The 18,618-nt window shown below is 40.6% G+C and carries 20 protein-coding genes; 4 read left to right on the top strand and 16 right to left on the bottom strand.

The features are described from left to right. Positions 1-3: 3 nt before the first annotated feature. The 15 genes from prfB to D8863_RS05705 all read right to left on the bottom strand — a co-directional run bounded on the left by prfB (position 4) and on the right by D8863_RS05705 (position 13,476). Positions 4-1,099, bottom strand: a protein-coding gene (gene prfB, locus D8863_RS05625) for a peptide chain release factor 2 (protein WP_096753628.1) whose coding sequence is annotated in 2 segments (ribosomal slippage) — positions 4-1,026 and positions 1,028-1,099 — 1,095 coding nt in all. Because the reading frame shifts where the segments join, the coding sequence is not laid out codon by codon here. 110 nt (positions 1,100-1,209) lie between these two features. Further along, complete coding sequence (locus D8863_RS05635) at positions 1,210-1,866, bottom strand: CBS domain-containing protein (RefSeq protein WP_000268643.1); 657 nt, start codon at positions 1,864-1,866, stop codon at positions 1,210-1,212. 152 nt (positions 1,867-2,018) lie between these two features. Continuing rightward, positions 2,019-3,446 carry a cytosine permease gene (locus D8863_RS05640; protein ID WP_125441346.1) on the bottom strand — a complete coding sequence of 476 codons (1,428 nt, stop codon included), beginning with the start codon at positions 3,444-3,446 and terminating at the stop codon, positions 2,019-2,021. 1 nt (position 3,447) lies between these two features. Then, positions 3,448-3,633: a hypothetical protein gene (locus tag D8863_RS05645; RefSeq protein WP_125441347.1), complete on the bottom strand. Its 186-nt coding sequence runs from the start codon at positions 3,631-3,633 to the stop codon at positions 3,448-3,450. A 1-nt stretch (position 3,634) separates the two neighbouring features. Further along, on the bottom strand, positions 3,635-5,413 hold the full coding sequence (locus D8863_RS05650; protein ID WP_125441348.1) for a phosphotransferase: 1,779 nt from the start codon (positions 5,411-5,413) through the stop codon (positions 3,635-3,637). Positions 5,414-5,925: 512 nt separating this feature from the next. After that, entirely contained in the window at positions 5,926-6,636 is a 711-nt protein-coding gene (locus D8863_RS05655) for an ABC transporter ATP-binding protein (protein ID WP_000062207.1), read from the bottom strand. After that, positions 6,636-7,400, bottom strand: a complete 765-nt coding sequence (locus D8863_RS05660) for an ABC transporter ATP-binding protein (RefSeq protein ID WP_125441349.1) — start codon at positions 7,398-7,400, stop codon at positions 6,636-6,638. The genes D8863_RS05655 and D8863_RS05660 overlap by 1 nt, the downstream gene beginning before the upstream one ends. Next, positions 7,400-8,356 (bottom strand): branched-chain amino acid ABC transporter permease, encoded by a 957-nt coding sequence (locus D8863_RS05665; protein WP_000856256.1) that lies wholly within the window; start codon positions 8,354-8,356, stop codon positions 7,400-7,402. The genes D8863_RS05660 and D8863_RS05665 overlap by 1 nt, the downstream gene beginning before the upstream one ends. 3 nt (positions 8,357-8,359) lie before the next feature. Continuing rightward, on the bottom strand, positions 8,360-9,229 hold the full coding sequence (locus tag D8863_RS05670) for a branched-chain amino acid ABC transporter permease (RefSeq protein ID WP_000941413.1): 870 nt from the start codon (positions 9,227-9,229) through the stop codon (positions 8,360-8,362). Positions 9,230-9,348: 119 nt separating this feature from the next. Beyond that, the gene (locus D8863_RS05675) at positions 9,349-10,509 is read right to left on the bottom strand and encodes an ABC transporter substrate-binding protein (RefSeq protein WP_000726128.1); all 1,161 of its coding nucleotides are present in this window, start codon (positions 10,507-10,509) and stop codon (positions 9,349-9,351) included. An 87-nt stretch (positions 10,510-10,596) separates the two neighbouring features. Further along, positions 10,597-10,866 (bottom strand): YlbG family protein, encoded by a 270-nt coding sequence (locus tag D8863_RS05680; RefSeq protein WP_125441350.1) that lies wholly within the window; start codon positions 10,864-10,866, stop codon positions 10,597-10,599. 78 nt (positions 10,867-10,944) lie between these two features. Beyond that, on the bottom strand, positions 10,945-11,535 hold the full coding sequence (gene clpP, locus D8863_RS05690) for an ATP-dependent Clp protease proteolytic subunit ClpP (protein ID WP_000613467.1): 591 nt from the start codon (positions 11,533-11,535) through the stop codon (positions 10,945-10,947). 179 nt (positions 11,536-11,714) lie between these two features. After that, positions 11,715-12,344, bottom strand: coding sequence for a uracil phosphoribosyltransferase (gene upp, locus D8863_RS05695; RefSeq protein WP_000515974.1), 630 nt, complete (start codon positions 12,342-12,344; stop codon positions 11,715-11,717). 88 nt (positions 12,345-12,432) lie between these two features. Further along, the gene (locus D8863_RS05700) at positions 12,433-12,900 is read right to left on the bottom strand and encodes a deoxycytidylate deaminase (RefSeq protein WP_000136994.1); all 468 of its coding nucleotides are present in this window, start codon (positions 12,898-12,900) and stop codon (positions 12,433-12,435) included. An 18-nt stretch (positions 12,901-12,918) separates the two neighbouring features. Further along, positions 12,919-13,476, bottom strand: a complete 558-nt coding sequence (locus tag D8863_RS05705) for a TetR/AcrR family transcriptional regulator (RefSeq protein ID WP_000003897.1) — start codon at positions 13,474-13,476, stop codon at positions 12,919-12,921. Between the two features lie 124 nt (positions 13,477-13,600). Here D8863_RS05705 and D8863_RS05710 point away from each other — a divergent pair, with 124 nt between their 5' ends. From D8863_RS05710 to D8863_RS05720, 3 genes are read left to right on the top strand one after another with little or no spacing between them, the layout of a single operon-like run. Then, positions 13,601-14,446 (top strand): DegV family protein, encoded by an 846-nt coding sequence (locus tag D8863_RS05710; protein WP_049478305.1) that lies wholly within the window; start codon positions 13,601-13,603, stop codon positions 14,444-14,446. A gap of 57 nt (positions 14,447-14,503) precedes the next feature. Then, entirely contained in the window at positions 14,504-15,685 is a 1,182-nt protein-coding gene (aao, locus tag D8863_RS05715) for an aminoacetone oxidase (protein ID WP_125441351.1), read from the top strand. Between the two features lie 13 nt (positions 15,686-15,698). Further along, a complete protein-coding gene (locus tag D8863_RS05720) occupies positions 15,699-16,220 on the top strand; it encodes a DUF1697 domain-containing protein (RefSeq protein WP_042767777.1) in 522 nt (173 codons plus the stop codon). Between the two features lie 44 nt (positions 16,221-16,264). Here D8863_RS05720 and D8863_RS05725 read toward each other — a convergent pair whose 3' ends face one another. Further along, the gene (locus tag D8863_RS05725) at positions 16,265-17,005 is read right to left on the bottom strand and encodes a MerR family transcriptional regulator (RefSeq protein WP_125441352.1); all 741 of its coding nucleotides are present in this window, start codon (positions 17,003-17,005) and stop codon (positions 16,265-16,267) included. Positions 17,006-17,255: 250 nt separating this feature from the next. Between D8863_RS05725 and D8863_RS05730 the strand changes: the two genes are divergently transcribed. Then, positions 17,256-18,596, top strand: a complete 1,341-nt coding sequence (locus D8863_RS05730; RefSeq protein ID WP_125441353.1) for a sodium-dependent transporter — start codon at positions 17,256-17,258, stop codon at positions 18,594-18,596. The last annotated feature ends 22 nt before the right edge of the window (positions 18,597-18,618 follow it).

Genomic DNA, 18,618 nt, shown 5'->3' on the forward strand with positions numbered 1-18,618 from the left:
ATCTTAGCTGATTCGCCACTTGAGGTAGGCATCGATAAAACCATCAAGGTCTCCATCCATCACCTTATCTACCTGAGCAACTTCAAAGCTTGTACGGTGATCTTTTACCATAGTATAAGGCGTGAAAACATAAGAACGGATTTGGCTTCCCCATGTGATTTCTTTTTTCTCACCTTTAAGGGAATCAACTTCCGCAGCTTTCTTTTCTTGCTCCATTTGATAGAGCTTAGCCTGCAACATCTTCATGGCACGATCTCTATTTCCATACTGGGTACGATCGACCGTTGATTGGACGACAGTTCCCGTAGGAATGTGTGTCAAACGCACACCTGTTGAAACCTTATTGACATTTTGTCCTCCAGCGCCACCTGAACGGAAGGTATCCATTTTGATATCATCTTCACGAATCTCCACTTCGATGGTATCATCCAACTCAGGCATAACCTCTACGGATGTAAATGAAGTATGGCGACGTTTGGCAGAGTCAAATGGCGAAATACGGACCAAACGGTGAACACCCATTTCTGATTTAAGTAGGCCATAAGCATTAGGTCCTTCAAAAGACAAGGTAACAGACTTGATACCTGCTTCATCACCAGCCTGGTAATCCAAGACTTCTACTTTAAAGCCTTTGGCATTTCCATAACGAGTATACATACGAAGCAACATATCGCCCCAGTCCTGTGCCTCAGTACCACCAGATCCTGGATGGATTTCCAAGATTGCATTATTATGGTCATAAGGTTCTGACAAGAGAAGGGTCATCTCGTAGCTGGTCATCATCTTATCCAGTTCTGTCAACTGTTCGACCAGTTCATCATGGACTGACTCGTCTTCTGCTAAAAAGTCCAATAAAATCTCAACTTCATCCTGCAACTCTTCCATTTTACGGAAGGTGTTGTAGGTGTTTTTTAATTCATTTAATTCTTGCGACGTTTTTTGGGCCGCGATATTATCGTTCCAAAAATCAGGTTCTGTCATCTTGTTTTCCAAGATGGCAATCTCTTCCTCTAAGCCTTCGAGGTCAAAGAGACCCCCTAAAAGAAGCTAATTTTTCACGATTTGCATCAATTTTTTGACGAATTTCTGAAATGTCCATAGATACTCCTTTTCATATCGTTTTATTATACCATAATCTCTCATTTCTTTCCATATTTTGCTTTTCACCGCTTTTGATGGCAGAAGAAAAGAGGCTCTAAAGCCTCTTGTTTAAAGGACTTTGGCAGAGGTGTGAGTGATCTCCTCCACTTGAATTCCTTCTTTTTCAAACTTATCCTTTAATGCAGTCAAATCGATTTTTCCATCAATTTGAACTTCGATGACGACCTTGCCATCCTTACGTGGAATGTTTACAGTATGGGAAATATTTAAATCTTCTTCTACAATTAGAGCTACAATTTTCCCCAGTACTCCGACTTCATTTTCTGTAATGAAACGAACACGAATTCCCTCTTCTCCGTATCCAGCGATTTCCAAGAAAGCCTGAAAAACATCGCGGTCTGTAATGACACCGTAGACCTGATGATTGTCTACAACTGGTAATATCCCAATTTTATTTTTCAGCATCAGGTAGGTCGCATCTTCTAGACTAGCATAGCCAGAAACCGTCACGACATCTCGAATCATTACATCTTTTACTTTGGTTTTATTCAGAAGATAATTCATCTCATAGATAGAGAGACTGGTTGCTTTAGATGGGCTGGCTTCTGCAATGGTTCCTTCTGTTACCAATCCGACTAATTGATCGTTTTCGATAACAGGTAAACGGTGCAAACCTTGCTCGCGCATCAAATCTGCTGCGTGTGCTACAGTCGTATCTGGACTGATATAAACTACCTTACGGGTCATGAAATCTTTAACTGCCATGAGACTTCTCCTTCTATATTGCTACTTTTATTATACACTTTCTTAGAAAATCTATCAAACGCTTTCATCTCTTTTTCAAGATTTTGAATAATCTGAGAAATTTGCATAAAATGCCAGTATAAATTAAGAGGGAACCGTAGTCCCCCCTCTTCTTAAATCGTAACAGTGTCTCGATCTTTTATCATATAACGTTTCAGTGAGCTAAGACTAGCTAGCCAGTATAGTAGACCACCAAATAGCGCAGTAAATCCGCTACCAGTTGTGATTAAAAAGATTGGACTTTGAATTTGTGCAGTTACAGGGTTGTAGACAAAAAGTACCGCTACCAATAAGGAGATAAATACGCAAGACAAGCCAACTAAGTTAAATCCTTTAGTAAATTCGTAGGCGTCATGCCCTTCAAGGAAATAGGCTGAACGCAAGTCGAGTTTTCGTTTCCTTAAGATAAAATAATCGACAACAATCATACCAATAATTGGCCCCTGAATATAGGCGGCTAGGGAGATGAAGGATCCGAAATACTCTTCTACTCCTCCCCAGATAGTGAGTAGACTCACGTAAACCATGGCAATCCAAACCATTAGTTTATAGCTTACTTTGGGCATCCCGCTTTTGACAATCATACAGTTCACATATGATCCTGTTCCCTGGGTTCCAATATTAGCAAAGGCTACTAGTAGTAGACTTAAGAGAGCAAAGGCTGGGGTGCTTAGAGTTGAAAGCATGGTTGTTGGATCACTTTCATAAACACCTGTTTTGACAAACATGGCTAGAGCCATGACTCCACCTGTCGCAACGAAGAATGGAGCCACAACTCCGTATGATAAGGCTGTAGCCCAATAACCACTGCGTTCTGATTTTGCCAAACGTGGCAAGACCAATGCTTGTGTAGACCAAGAAAAGGCAAAGGCAACATTTCCTTCTCCAGAGAGCATGAAGCGTTCTAATGGCGTCAAATCTCCTTGAGTGGCTGGTTGGATATTCATAATATCCGTTATAGGAACGGCGACAAAGCAGATTCCAACGATAATCAGACCGACAATCAATAAGGCGATAACCAAGAAGCGATTAGTCCATTTAATCACTTCCGGGCCTCCAAGAGCAATGAGAGTCCCAAGAAGAACACAGAGGGTACCAAGAATAGGCGCCCATACTCCCTTGTCCAAACCAAGACCAAAATTATTTGCCAAATGGATCATGGAACTGGCAAAAAGATTGGCCGCAACAGCATACCATCCAAAGTTAGCCAAGCTAATAATGGTTGATAACAGAGCTACACCTCTTTTTCCTAGAACAGCTCTCAACCAAATCCACAAATCAATTCCATACTTAACCGCAAACAAAATAGGGAGACATTCAATAAAAACCCAGATAATGTTAAAGCTAAAAATATTTATCAACATTTGATTAAAGGTCAAATATTGAGCTACATAAGCCCCTTGGGTATAACACCAAGTAGCAATGGCAAAACCACTTGTCGATAGAAAGAGATCCCAGAAAGAATACTGACGATCCTTATTGGTCATGGGAACAATTCCAGTTATGGTTTCTTGTTGGATATAGTCATTCATTTTAGACATGTTATTGAATTCCTCCCGTCATTGTTAAGATAATCAAAACAAGGTTGATTAGGACTATGGAGATGATTAAAATGAAATCACTTTTTAGGAAGGGTTGAACAAACTTGTAGTTTGGTGACTCCATTTCTTCCAATCTTCTCTTTGTTTCAGTTGCTACTAAATCTTCAATTTCGGATGTCGTTTTCATCTTAGTTTTCCTCCAAATACAAGTCAAGGGCCAGTTGTCCATATTGTTTGGTATAGCGATACCAGATGTAGAGGAACTCACCAACTGGTTTTCCGACACTCTCCTGGAACAAAGCCCACAAGAACCAATAATATGAGGTTACTGCTACATAAGCCAAATAGTGACGTTTGGTTTTCTTATCTGGTACTTCTTGCAAATACAATTCCAATACTTTTTCAACATCCTCTACGGTATAATTGGAACACGCGATAAAGGTGCCCAAATCTCCTGCTGGCTCTCCCATTCCAGAATATTCCCAATCAATCAAGCTCATTTCGCCAGCTTCATTCAACAAGAAATTAGGACTATAGGAATCTCCATGACAAAGGACAACCTGTTTGAGATCATTCTGTAAATAATTTCTGAGAAGTGAAACAGTTTCATCCAATTCCTCGAGACCATCAAACTCGAATCGATTTCTAGCCTTCAATTTTTCTCTAAAATCATCAATTCCCTCAAATTGGTCAAAGGAATGTTCCGTTTTTTCTCCAGATTGGTGTAACCGTCTCAAGAGGTCCATTGCCTGTGCTACATCATCCCAATTATCATAATCCAGTTGCTTAGCATTGGGAATAAATTCTGAAATTTTCCAGCCCTCATCCTTGTTCATAGCTACGAAGGTACGGTCAATCTTTAATTTTGCAGCAATTTCCATAGAAGCTGCTTCACTAGCTCGGTCGATATAATTTTCCGTTCCCCTGCCCGGATGACGGTAAACATATCTTTTTCCTAGACAGTCAAATGAAAATGATGTGTTGGTTAATCCATCTTTTAGAGGTTTGATATTGACAATATCTGAAGCCACACACTTTAATGTCTTACAGATATTATCGATAATAGCTGAGTCTGCATTTACCAAATAACGTTCATCAAATTGACGGAGTTCATCTAGTGAATCAAATTCTTTAACAATATCCGCTGAATAGTGGCGAGCTTCTAAAAGTAGTTCCTTGACATGGCGACTATAGTAATCCTCCCAAAGCTGTTCACGATAAGGTTCGTGTTTAAACTCGGTTTCTAAAATTTCCTTGAATTTCTCACTAAATGCACGGTCAAAATAAACGTGCCCCACCATAGCCCAAGTATTTTCTCCACCAATCTGGATATCAATGATGGTGTGATTCGAATCCTCTATAGCACAATATTCGTCCGTTTGACCTTCTGCAAATATCGTCGAGTAGTAACCCCTATAAATATATTGCTCAAAAGGATTTTCCACAAAATAATTATCTGATGAACAAATATAAGTGTTGGAAAGTTGATTTTTAACCAACATAAGAGACGAACAGTTATTATATTTGTAGTAATCATTATTCACTACAATTTTTACACCAAACTTCTCTGCAAGATAGAACATTTTTTCTTGAAGATAGCCTACAATAACGGTTATATCTTCTATTCCTGCTTCTTGCAGCTGTCTGATTTCCCTCTCTATCAAGCGTTCACCCTTGACTTGAAGCAATCCTTTAGGAATCTCATAAGACAAAGGAGCAAAACGACTACTCATGCCAGCAGCCATTATAATGGCATTTTCTACTCGATAGGGTTCTAAAACTTTCTGGCCTAGTTCAGTTAAGTGAAGTTCCTCATCAAGCCACTTCTCTTCATTCAGTTTTTTCAATAATGTGTTGATTGTTCCTAAAGATAGGTCTAACTCTTCAGCTAACTGTCTCTGAGTAAAGGTCTTTTCTTTATGTATCAACATAAAACGCAAAAGTTTAAATTGTTTTTCTGTTAGCATTTCTCAGTCCTCCTGTTCAATTTTTTCTTACTCATATTATAATATGAACAAAAATGACTGTCAATTCAAATAGGGAAACAATGAGTAAAAATTAAGACCTTCTTCCCTTTCCTCAAAAAACATATAAATAAAAGAGCTCCTTATTCTGGAGCCCTGAAATATTTTATATTTTTGATAAGTAGTCGTATTAGGTGTCGCTTGGCTGCAATCCTTATCCGCCGACTAAAACAATCCACTGGATTGGATGATTACTTGCGCAATCCTTATCTGCCGACTAGAAAGGTCCCCGGACTATAGAGATATTGCTTGCGCAATCCTTATCTACCGACTAAAAAGGTCCCCCGGACTATAGAGGGATTGCGTGCGCAATCTCCATCCACAACCTAAACTAGTCTCCCAGACTAGAGGAGAATTGCTTGCGCAATCCTTATCCGCCGACTAAAACAATCCACTGGATCTGATGATTGCTACGCAATCTCTATCTGCCGACTAAAAAGGTCCCCCGGACCTTTTTAGCCACCTAGATATGCTTTTCTGACTTCATCTGATGCTGCGAGTTCTTTTCCTGTTCCTGATAGAACGATCTTGCCTGTTTCAAGTACATAACCACGGTCAGAGATAGCAAGGGCCTTGTTTGCGTTCTGTTCAATTAGGAGAACTGTTGTTCCTTGCTTCTGGATATCTTGAATGATATCAAAAATTTCTTGGATAAAGATCGGAGCCAGTCCCATTGACGGCTCATCTAGGAGAAGGAGCTTAGGTGTCGACATGAGCGCTCGTCCCATAGCCAGCATCTGCTGTTCACCACCTGAAAGAGTTGCCGCATCTTGGTTTTTACGTTCTTCCAAACGTGGGAAGCGTGAGAAAACTTTTTTCAAGTTAGCTTGATTTTCTTCACGATTTTTCTTCAAGAAAGCTCCCATTTCTAGATTTTCCATAACAGTCAAGCCTGGGAAAACATGACGTCCCTCAGGGACTTGTGAAAGGCCACCTGCCACGATTTTTTGCGCAGGCAACTTTTGAATTTCTTTTCCCAAAAACTGAATTTTACCAGCACTTGGACGAACCAAACCTGAAAGGGTACGAAGAATGGTTGTTTTACCGGCACCATTGGCACCGATAAGGGAAACAACTTCACCTTCATTAACCTCGAAACTTACATCACGAACTGCTTGGATCATACCGTAATGCACAGAGAGGTTTTCAACTTTTAACATAGACATTAGGCTTCACCTCCTAGATAAGCTTCAATAACGCGTTTGTTGTTCTTGATCTCATCCGGAGTCCCATGAGCAATCAACCGACCATATTCAAGAACATAGATACGCTCAGTGACTTCCATAACCAAATTCATGTCATGTTCGATAAGCATGATGGTAATTTTAAATTCATCTTTGATACGACGGATCAATTCTGTCAATTCAGCTGTTTCTTGTGGATTCATACCAGCTGCAGGTTCGTCCAAAAAGAGGATTTTAGGTTCAGTTGCCAGAGCACGAACGATTTCTAATCGACGTTGTTGGCCATAGGCCAGATTCTTGGCAAGAGTATTTGCGTCACCATCCAAATCAAAAATCTTCAGCAAGTTCAAAGCTTTGCTTTTTAATTCTTCCTCATTCCTATAAAAAGCTGGTAAGCGTAGAAAGCTCGCAAGGACATGTTGTTTATGATGATTGCTAAACGCAATCAAAACATTTTCCAAAACTGTCAAGTCCTTGAACAAACGAATATTTTGGAAAGTACGACTGAGTCCAAGTGAAGCAATCTTATAGGGAGTTTTCCCATTTAGGAGGTGACCATCTAGAGTCACAGTACCTTCGCTTGGTTCATAAACACCGGTTAAGAGATTGAAAAGGGTTGTTTTACCAGCTCCGTTTGGTCCAATCAGACCAACCAATTCTCCCTCGTTCAACTCAAGAGTGACATCTCCAACAGCTGTTAGACCGCCAAAATGTTTGGTTAACTGTTTAACTTCAAGTAATGCCATTAGTTTTGTCCCTCTTTCTTAGATTTTTTAAAGAAACGTGATAGACTCAATTCCCATGTCCCAAGAAGTCCACCTGGTCTGAAAATCATGACCAATACAAGAGCCAAAGCGTAGATGATCATACGTACGCTTGCTACATCCTGAAGGAGCATATTTAAAATTCCTAAAACAATCGCTGAAACGATGGTACCAGTAATAGAACCAAGTCCACCAAATACAACGATAATCAACACGTTGATGGAATTAATAAAGGTGTAATCTTTTGGTACAACAGATCCGATAAAACCAGCCTGAAGTGAACCAGCAATACTTGCTGTAATGGCTCCAAAGACAAAAGCGATAATCTTGATCTTTGTAGTGTTTACCCCAACGGACTCTGCAGCAATCTCATCCTCACGAACAGATAGAGTAGAGCGTCCAATTGGACTACGTAAGAAGTTGAGAGTTGCAATAGTTGTGATCACCACAAATAGATAAACCATTTGCCAGTTGGTAAAGTTTGGAATACCCAAGATACCAGCGGCACCGTTGGTCAAACTTCCACCATTAATGATAAAGATACGAATGATTTCTGAAACACCTAGTGTCGCAACAGCCAGGTAGTCACCCTTTAAACGGAGTGTTGGAATCCCAACGAGCAAAGCGACTGCACCAGAAATCAAGGCGCCCAAGGCCATTGCTCCAAAGAAGGCACCATAGGTTGGTGATTTTGAACCAATAATCGCTGCTGCATAAGCCCCAATCGCCATAAAACCTGCATGACCAAGTGAGAATTGTCCTGAAAAACCAACGATTAAGTTCAAGCCTACTGCAAGGATGATATTAATCCCAATTTGTTCTAAAATTTGGACATGGAATAGATTGAGAACACCAGCAGAAACCAGTACACTAATCAATCCATAGCCCGCTAACAGAAGGAATAACCAGAGAATATTTACTTTAAGATTTGTCTTCATTGTTTACACCTTCTCTTTCACATTCTTACCAAGGATACCTGCAGGTCGAACAATCAGAATCAAAAGCAAGATTCCATATACGATGGCATCACGGAAATCAGACATACCGAAGGCAGTAGCAAATGTTTCCAACAAGCCAATCACAAATCCCCCTAGAGCTGCACCAGGGATAATCCCGATACCACCGAGTACGGCCGCAACGAATGATTTTAGACCTGGAGTCACACCCATCAAAGGTTCAAGAGAGTTGTAGTAAAGGGCAATGAGGACACCTGCTGCACCAGCAAGGGCTGAACCCAAAGCAAAGGTAAAGCTGATTGTACGATTTACATTAATTCCCATCAATTGAGCTGCGTCACTATCAACTGATACCGCACGCATGGCTTTCCCCATTTTTGTTTTTTGGACGATCAATTGCAATAAAACCATCAAGAGTACAGAAACTGCTAAAATCATCAATTGAACATTTGTCAAGCTAATTGGTCCCAAGTCAAAGCGGACTGTTTCAATTGCTTGAGGGAAGGCACGAGTATTGGCACCTACTAGATAAACCATTCCGTATTCCAGTAGGAAAGAGACTCCGATGGCAGTAATTAATACAGCAATACGTGTAGAGTGTCGCAAAGGACGGTAAGCAAGAAATTCAATCACAACACCAAGTAGTGCAGTTCCAGCCATTGAAATAATTAAAGCTAAAAAGAAATCCATTTGGAAAGAATTAATCAAAAAGTAACCAATAAAGGCACCCATCATGTAAATATCGCCATGGGCGAAGTTGATGAGTTTGATAATTCCATAAACCATGGTATAACCCAGAGCTAAAAGTGCATAAACACTACCCAGAATTAGACCATTCACAAGTTGTTGGAGCATAGCATTCACTCTTTTCTATCGTTATTTTTTAGAAAATTTCATTATTTTCACAAGTTCATAAACACCGAAACAGGGAGTGAGTCAAAGGCTCATTCCCCATTTCAATTACTATTCTAATGTTATGGTTTTACAACTTCTGCTTCTTCAACTTTACCATTGTTCATGGTCATCATGTAAGCAGTTTTCACTGTATTGTGGTCAGCATCAAAGCTTGTTTGACCAGTTACACCATCAAAATCTTTGGTTTTAGCAAGGTTGTCCTTGATTTCACCTGAGTTTTTAGCACCTTTTGCAGCATTTGCTACTAGGTAAACTGAGTCATAGGCCAAAGCTGAGAATGTTGAAGGCTCTTCGTTGTATTTAGCACGGTATGCTTCAAGGAAAGCTTTAGCTTTTGCAGAAACATCAACTGTTGTTGAGAATCCAGAGATGAAGTAAATGTTTGATGCTCTTTCAGCAGTTGCTTGTTGAACAAATTCTTCACCGTTGAATCCATCACCACCAATGATTGGTTTATCAATTCCCATACCACGAGCTTGGTTTACAATTTTACCAGCTTCTGTGTAGTAACCTGGAACTACGATAGCGTCAAACTCTTTGTCTTTCATTTTAGTAAGGGCTGCTTGGAAGTCAGTATCACCTGCTACAAATGTTTCATCTGCTACAATCTCACCCTTGTAAGCTTCGCGGAAAGATTTAGCAATACCTTTTGCATAGTCACTAGCGTTGTCAGTATAAAGAACAACCTTCTTAGCATTCAATTTGTTTGTTACATAGTTAGAAATAATCTTCCCTTGGAAGCTATCTTGGAATGTTCCGATAAATAGGTAATCTTGACCTTTAGTCAAACCGTCTTGAGTAGCACTTGGTGAAATCAATGGCACTCCAGCTTTAGTAGCGTTAGCTACAGCTGCAGCAGTTGCACCAGATGTCGCAGGTCCTACAATAGCTGCTACTTTTGATTGGGTAACAAGGTTTGTAGTAACAGAAGCTGCTTCAGCAGTTTCTGACTTGTTGTCTTTGTCTACAACTTCGATTTGTTTTCCATCAATTCCACCTGCAGCATTGATTTCGTCTACGGCAAGTTGAGCACCTTTTTGTTCAGCTGTACCGTAAGCTGCCACAGCACCTGTCTCTTCAAAGTTAAAACCGATTTTAATTGTTTTTTCGTCTACTGGATTTCCAGTTGTGTTTGACGCTCCTGACTTGACCTCCCCGCAGGCAGCAAGAAGAGCCACACTAGCAAGAGCCACAAAAGATAGGGCAAATTTTTTCTTCATTTTTAATCTCCTTATAGTTGTTTCAAAAATTGTATGTTAAGAATATACCGAATTATCAGAAAATTGTCAATACATTTATTTAATTTTTTAAATGATAACGTTTTCTTCGTTACGATAGAGATTGCCAACGAAGGGAGTTTCTAGCTCTTGAATATGGCAACGTCTAATTTTCTTGATATATCTTTCCTTACCTAATCTCTCAACTAAGTCATCTAACTCCTTAGTTGGAACATAGAGCTGCAAGTAACGATGTTTTTTGGAATGGTAACAGATATCACCGTATTCCTGAAGTTTTTTTGCATCTCGGTTATAGTAGAGATAGATGATTAATCCTGATCGATTTGTTTTTTCAAACATGAGGAATCCTCTTTCTAAGAAATCTTCCCCTATTATACCAAAAAAAGCAAACTCCGTCGAGTTTGCTTTCTAGGTTGCTTAGCTTAACGAATTGTTGGCCATGATTTCATCAATAAAGCCATATTCAAGTGTTTCTTGGGCACTCATCCAGTAATCACGTTCAGCGTCAGCATGAATTTGCTCGACTGATTTACCAGAGTTATCTGCAAGGATTTGCTCCAAAGTCTTACGAGTTTTGAGCAAGTGCTCTGCAGCGATTGCCATATCTGTCTGTTGGGTACCACCACCTGTACCACCCATTGGTTGGTGAATCATGTACTCTGCATTTGGAAGCATGAAACGTTTGCCTTTTGCGCCACTTGATGCGATGACAGTCCCCATGGATGCAGCCATTCCCATAACGATTGTTTGGACATCTGCCTTGATAAAGTTCATGGTATCAACGATTGCCAAACCAGCTGAAACAGATCCTCCAGGTGTATTGACATAAAGGTAAATATCTTTTGTGCTGTCTTGGGCATCCAAGAAAAGTAATTGGGCGATAACGGAGTTGGCCATGTTGTCTTCAACTGGACCTGTTAGCATGATGATGCGGTCTTTCAGAAGACGAGAGTAAATATCATAGGAACGTTCTCCACGGCTTGTTTGTTCAATAACTACAGGAATCATTCATTTCTCCTTTTATGTTTTATGTTGAATTTTCTTAGTCTTACGACTCAATACAGAACTATTATATCTTTTTGGTCAAAAAAGGTCAAATTTTTGCTCTATTCTCTAAACAGAAACAAAAACTCAACCTCCTTTCAAGTTAAAAACGAACTTCTAGTTTCACTATTTACTTTGGGATTTTATTTGGTACCAAACAAGCGGTCTCCAGCATCTCCAAGACCTGGAACGATATAACCATGTTCGTTCAAGCGTTCATCCAAGGCTGCTGTAAAGATTTCTACATCTGGGTGAGCTTCTTGAAGAGCTTTCACTCCTTCTGGAGCAGATACTAGGCAGACAAACTTGATATTTGATGCGCCACGTTTTTTAAGCGAATCTACTGCCAAGATTGCTGAGCCACCTGTTGCCAACATTGGATCCACGACAAAGATTTGACGTTGGTCAATATCCTCAGGCAATTTCACCAAGTATTCAACTGGTTGAAGGGTTTCTTCATCACGGTACATACCGATATGACCAACTTTGGCTGCTGGAACCAAGCTCAAGAGCCCATCTACCATCCCGATACCTGCACGCAAGATTGGGACAATCGCCAATTTTTTACCAGCCAATTGTTTTTGAACGGTCTTTGTGATAGGTGTTTCGATTTCCACATCTTCAAGTGGAAGATCACGAAGTACTTCATATCCCATCAACATTGCAATCTCATCTACTAGCTCACGAAAAGCTTTTGTAGAAGTATCTGTACGACGCAAGATTGACAATTTGTGTTGAATGAGTGGATGATTAATGACTTCAATTTTTCCCATTTTCTAAATTCCTTCTTTCAATTTATTCTTCTTATTATATCAAAAAACGGTTTAAAAAGCTTTCTAAACCATTTATTTTTATTAATTTTTAAATCAAATCTGCCTCTTGAAGAGCTGTCTGAACAGTCTCTAATGGTAAATGGGTCAACTCGGTGCCTTTTTCTTGATAAAGGTACTGGGCATAGTCATCCATTCGGTACTGGTTGATATAAACCACGCGCTTGCAACCAACTTGAAGCAGTTGTTTGGTGCAGTTCAGACAAGGGAAATGGGTCACATAGGCTGTAAATCCTCTGGGAACCCCTCGTTCAGCCCCCTGGAGAATAGCATTGACCTCAGCGTGAAGGGTTCGAACACAGTGACCCTCAATGACCAGACATTCGTGATCGATACAGTGCTCTGTTCCTGATACGGAACCATTGTAGCCTGTTGAAATCACCTTATTATCCTTGACTAGAACAGCTCCCACCTTGGCGCGTTTGCAGGTCGAACGATTGGCAATCAGTAAGGCCTGGGCAGCAAAGTACTCATCCCAAGCCAGTCTTTTTTCTGTCATAATTCTTCTCCTTATCCCCTATTTTTTGAAAAATGGCAAGCGTAAATCTGCAATCTTTTCAGCCGGAACCTTCATGCCATCCTTGATCCATTTGAGCAAAACCGATACGATGGCAGAACTCCAAAAGGAATGAAGGTAGCTGCTAACGCCTTTTGATTTTCCGTGGTATTTTTCCAGAAATTCCTGCATGGCTTGGACGAAAATCTTTTCCAAGTGGTAGTCCAGAGCAAGTTGAATAACCTTGGCTTCTTTTTTGGCTGCGCGGAAAAGGTGTACCCAGACCAGATAAAGGTCTGTTTTGACATCGTAGTGGCTCAGCTGTTCCATAATGTTATGGACACTGCGTTTAAAGACGCTTTCCAAAATTTCTTCTTTAGAGTCATAGTTACGATAGAAGGCGGCACGAGAGACGCCCGCTCGTTTGACCAGCTCCGAAATGCTGATCTTGGCCAAATCTTTTTTCTCTAGAAGTTGCAAAAGAGCCGTCTCGATTGCTTCTCTGGTTAAAAAATTGGATTCTTGATTTGATTTTCTGAGATTTTCAAGAGATTTTTCAGATATTTTACGTTCAGACATAACAATTTCTTTCTACTTGTGACAACAGAGAGGTGGTACTTTTGTTTCAAGGGCTTTCATGATATAATTGTAAAAAAAGACAGAACCTTTGTCAATGTATAAGTGACAAAGATGGAGAATTTCTATGACTTGGAAGATTGTAGCTGACTCTGGTTGTGATTATCGTCAACTGCCTACTCTTGCTATCGATACTGAATTTGTGAGTGTTCCTTTAACCATTCAAGTAGCTGATCAGGTCTTTATTGATGATGCCAATCTCGACATTAACCACATGATGGAAACCATGTATGCGACTTCTGAGGCTTCAAAATCAGCCTGTCCTAGCCCTGATGATTACCTGCGTGCATTTGAAGGTGCTAAGCATATCTTTGTCGTTACCATTACTGGTACTCTTTCAGGTAGCCATAATAGTGCACAGCTCGCTAAGAATATCTATCTTGAAGAACACCCTGACACTCAGATTCATGTGATTGATAGTTTATCTGCTGGTGGGGAAGTTGACCTAATTGTAGAAAAAATCAATGACTTGATTGATCAAGGACTTTCTTTTGAGAAAATTGTTGAAGCTATTACTGCCTACCAAGAAAAAACGAAGTTGCTCTTTGTCCTCGCTAAGGTTGATAACTTGGTAAAAAATGGCCGTTTGAGTAAGCTGATCGGTACAGTCGTTGGCCTCCTCAACATCCGTATGGTTGGGGAAGCAAGTGAAACTGGAACCCTAGAACTGCTCCAAAAAGCGCGTGGACCAAAAAAATCCCTTCAAGCGGCCTATGAAGAGCTCATCAAGGCTGGCTATGCTGGTGGTCGAGTTGTCATGGCTCATCGCAACAATGAAAAATTCTGTCAGCAATTGTCAGAACGCTTGCAGGAAACCTTCCCACAAGCCAATATCAAAATCATTCCTACGTCTGGTCTCTGCAGTTTCTATGCAGAAGATGGCGGTTTGTTGATGGGATATGAAATTAACTAAGATTATAAGCAACAAGAGATGCCAAGCATCTCTTGTTTTTTATGGTACAATAGAGCTATGAAACATTTTGATACTATTGTCATCGGTGGTGGACCTGCTGGCATGATGGCTACCATTTCCAGTAGTTTTTATGGTCAGAAAACTCTACTCATAGAAAAAAATCGAAAACTTGGGAAAAAATTAGCTGGAACAGGCGGGGGACGTTGCAATGTCACCAATAACGGAAGCTTAGATGACCTTCTGGCTGGAATTCCTGGTAACGGGCGCTTTCTATACAGTGTCTTTTCCCAGTTTGATAACCATGATATCATCAACTTTTTCACGGAAAATGGTGTTAAGCTTAAGGTCGAGGACCACGGACGTGTCTTTCCTGCTACTGACAAATCTCGAACCATTATTGAAGCCTTAGAAAAGAAAATCACTGAGCTAGGAGGTCAAGTTGCTACTCAAACGGAGATTGTTTCAGTTAAAAAGATAGACGACCAGTTTGTCCTCAAGTCCGCAGACCAGACCTTCACTTGTGATAAACTCATTGTCACAACTGGTGGAAAATCCTATCCTTCTACAGGTTCGACAGGATTTGGTCACGAGATTGCCCGCCATTTTAAGCACACCATTACCGAGCTTGAAGCCGCTGAAAGCCCTTTATTGACAGATTTTCCACATAAGGACTTGCAGGGAATTTCCCTAGATGACGTTACCCTAAGCTATGGCAAGCATGTCATCACTCATGATCTACTCTTTACCCACTTTGGTCTATCCGGTCCAGCTGCTCTACGTATGGCTAGCTTTGTCAAGGGTGGAGAAGTTCTTTCACTGGATGTTTTGCCTCAACTTTCTGAGAGCGACTTGGTGGCATTTCTAGAAGAAAATCGGGAAAAATCCTTGAAAAATGCCTTAAAAACTTTGCTTCCAGAACGCTTGGCAGAATTTCTTGTGCAAGGCTATCCTGAAAAAGTCAAACAACTGACTGAAAAGGAACGCGAACAACTTCTCCATTCCATCAAGGCCCTCAAAATCCCTGTAACTGGAAAAATGTCTCTTGCCAAGTCCTTTGTCACCAAAGGCGGTGTCAGCCTCAAGGAAATCAATCCCAAAACTCTGGAAAGTAAGCTCGTTCCCGGCCTCCACTTTGCAGGCGAGGTACTGGATATCAATGCCCACACGGGTGGCTTTAACATCACTTCTGCCCTCTGTACCGGATGGGTGGCAGGCTCCAATCCAATAAATACCAAGTAAGAAAGGAAGTCCTTTGGAACATATTATTTTACTAAGAGGCGTTACTCCTAATGGAAAAAATGCTATCCCGAAAATGTCTTATTTGGTAGATATTTTGACAGAAGCTGGTTTTCAACACGTTCGAACCTATATTCAAAGTGGGAATATCATTCTTGAGAGTGACTCAGATTTAGAAGAAATACGAGAACGCGTTCATACTTTGATAAAGGAAAAAATTGGGGCCGACTTAAAAATGGTTATCAAGAATAAGAACGATTTTGAAAAGATTGTTCATGAGAATCCATTTAAAGAAGACTATCTTCATGATCGTGTGCATGTAATTCTTTATCAAGGACTTATCCAAAGTCTGCCACTAGAAAAATTGAAAACTGACTACGGCGAGGAAGAAATCTGTGTAGGCGATTACTGTCTCTACCTCTATCTTCCTAGAACTGCAAAACAAAAAAAGCTCAATACCAACTATCTTGAAAAATTGTTTGGCGTGGTTCTGACCATGCGAAAGTTAAACGTAGTTGAAAAACTATTAACCAAATAGTACTTGAAACCAGAAAAAATCAGCAGAGGTAACTCCGCTGATTTTTATTTTGTCTGTGTCCGAACGTAAGCTGCAATAACATCTGATGTGTATTGAGCTGTTCCAGGTCCAAACTTGTCAATGTTTTCCTTAAACTCTGGGTTGTAGACGTAGCCTTTACCGATATGGCCGAATACTTCAATAGAGCAGTCAAATCCATAAGTTCTAATGGCTTGCAAGAGCTTGGCTGCTTGCTCTTGGTTTTCGGCTGCTGTTGCAGGTAAACCAGCTTGAAGATTTTGTGCCAAAGTTTGAAAGACTTGGTTAAAGGCAGCCGTAGCCTCATCTTCTCTACCACTTTGGCGCTCGAGAGCCTGATCCATGACTTCTTGTCCATACTCTTCTACCGCCTTTTGATGGTATTTTTGATTGTCTTGATAGCTAAATCCAGTGAATTTTTCCTCAATCGTCATTTTTCTTTCTCCTTTTTGTTCTTGAATGGTTTTTTGCAAGGTGGAAATCAAGGTATCCAGATGTTGCCTTTCTTGGGTCAAATAGTCCAACTGCCTGGTCAAATGAGGCAATAAATCTGTCCTTTCTTCCTTTAACAGCTCTGCTATTTTTTCTAAAGAAAAGCCTAGATATTTGTAGTAAAGAATGACTTGAAGGCGTTCCAAATCCTCTTGACTATAAGTTCGATAGCCGTTTTCCGACTTTAACGGAACCAAGAGTCCTATCTTATCGTAGTGGTGCAGGGTCTTGACAGAGACACCTGTAAGCTGCGCAGCTTCTTTTATATGGTACATGATTTCCTCCTTACAAGAATAGTATAAACCCTCCCCTAAGGTCAGAGTCAAGTGGTTTTACGAAAATTTTTTAGCTTTTTGAGAAAACTGTGAAAACTTGAAAATGGTTTTCTTGACAGACCTTAGAAAACATGATAGGATAGTCAAGTCTATCAATCAAACAGAAGGCTCATAAAGAGCCATTGAGAGAAGGCTATTTGACAACTCAAGTAGCCTTTTCTTATTTTAAAAACGAGATTGGAGTTTAACTATGTCAGAAAAATCGCAATGGGGCTCGAAACTGGGCTTTATCCTAGCATCTGCTGGTTCAGCCATCGGACTTGGAGCCGTTTGGAAGTTCCCCTACATGACTGCCGCTAATGGCGGGGGAGGCTTTTTACTAGTCTTTCTCATTTCTACTATTTTAATCGGTTTCCCGCTCTTGCTTGCTGAGTTTACCCTTGGCCGTAGTGCTGGTGTTTCTGCTATCAAAACCTTTGGAAAACTGGGCAAGAATAGCAAATACAATTTTATCGGTTGGATTGGTGCCTTTGCCCTCTTTATCCTCCTCTCCTTTTACAGTGTTATCGGTGGATGGATTCTAGTTTATCTGGGTATTGAGTTTGGGAAATTGTTCCAACTTGGTGGAACGGGTGATTATGCTCAGTTATTTACTTCAATCATTTCAAATCCAGCCATTGCCCTTGGCGCACAGGCTACCTTTATCTTATTGAATATCTTTATTGTATCACGTGGTGTTCAAAAAGGGATTGAAAGAGCTTCGAAAGTCATGATGCCCCTGCTCTTTATCATCTTTGTCGTGATCATTGGGCGCTCTCTCAGTTTGCCAAATGCCATGGAAGGGGTTCTTTACTTCCTCAAACCAGACTTTTCAAAACTAACTAGCGCTGGTCTCCTCTACGCTCTGGGACAATCTTTCTTTGCCCTCTCACTAGGGGTTACAGCCATGCTGACCTATGCATCCTACTTGGACAAAAAAACTAATCTGGTCCAATCAGGGATTTCCATCGTAGCCATGAACATCTCGGTATCCATCATGGCAGGTCTAGCCATTTTCCCAGCCATGTCAGCCTTCAATATCCAGTCAGAAGGGGGACCTAGCCTGCTCTTTATCGTCTTGCCTCAACTCTTTGACAAGATGCCTTTTGGAACTATTTTCTACATTCTTTTCCTCTTGCTCTTTCTCTTTGCGACGGTCACTTCTTCTGTCGTGATGCTGGAAATCAATGTGGGCAATATCACTAACCAGGACAACAGCAAACGTGCTAAATGGAGTGCTATTTTAGGAATCTTGACCTTTATCTTTGGTATTCCTTCGGCCCTTTCTTACGGTGTTATGGCGGATGTTCACATCTTTGGTAAGACTTTCTTTGATGCCATGGATTTCTTGGTTTCCAATCTCCTCATGCCATTTGGAGCCCTCTGCCTGTCACTTTTTACAGGCTACATCTTTAAGAAGACTCTTGCTAAGGAGGAACTCCATCTTGATGAAAGAGCCTGGAAACAGGGACTTTTCCAAGTCTGGCTTTTCCTCCTTCGTTTCATCATTCCTATTATCATCATTGTGGTTTTTATCGCCCAATTTATGTAATCAAAAAGGACTTGAGCAGTGA

Source organism: Streptococcus oralis, from assembly GCF_003943825.1.
Classification (GTDB): Bacteria; Bacillota; Bacilli; order Lactobacillales; family Streptococcaceae; genus Streptococcus; species Streptococcus oralis_CD.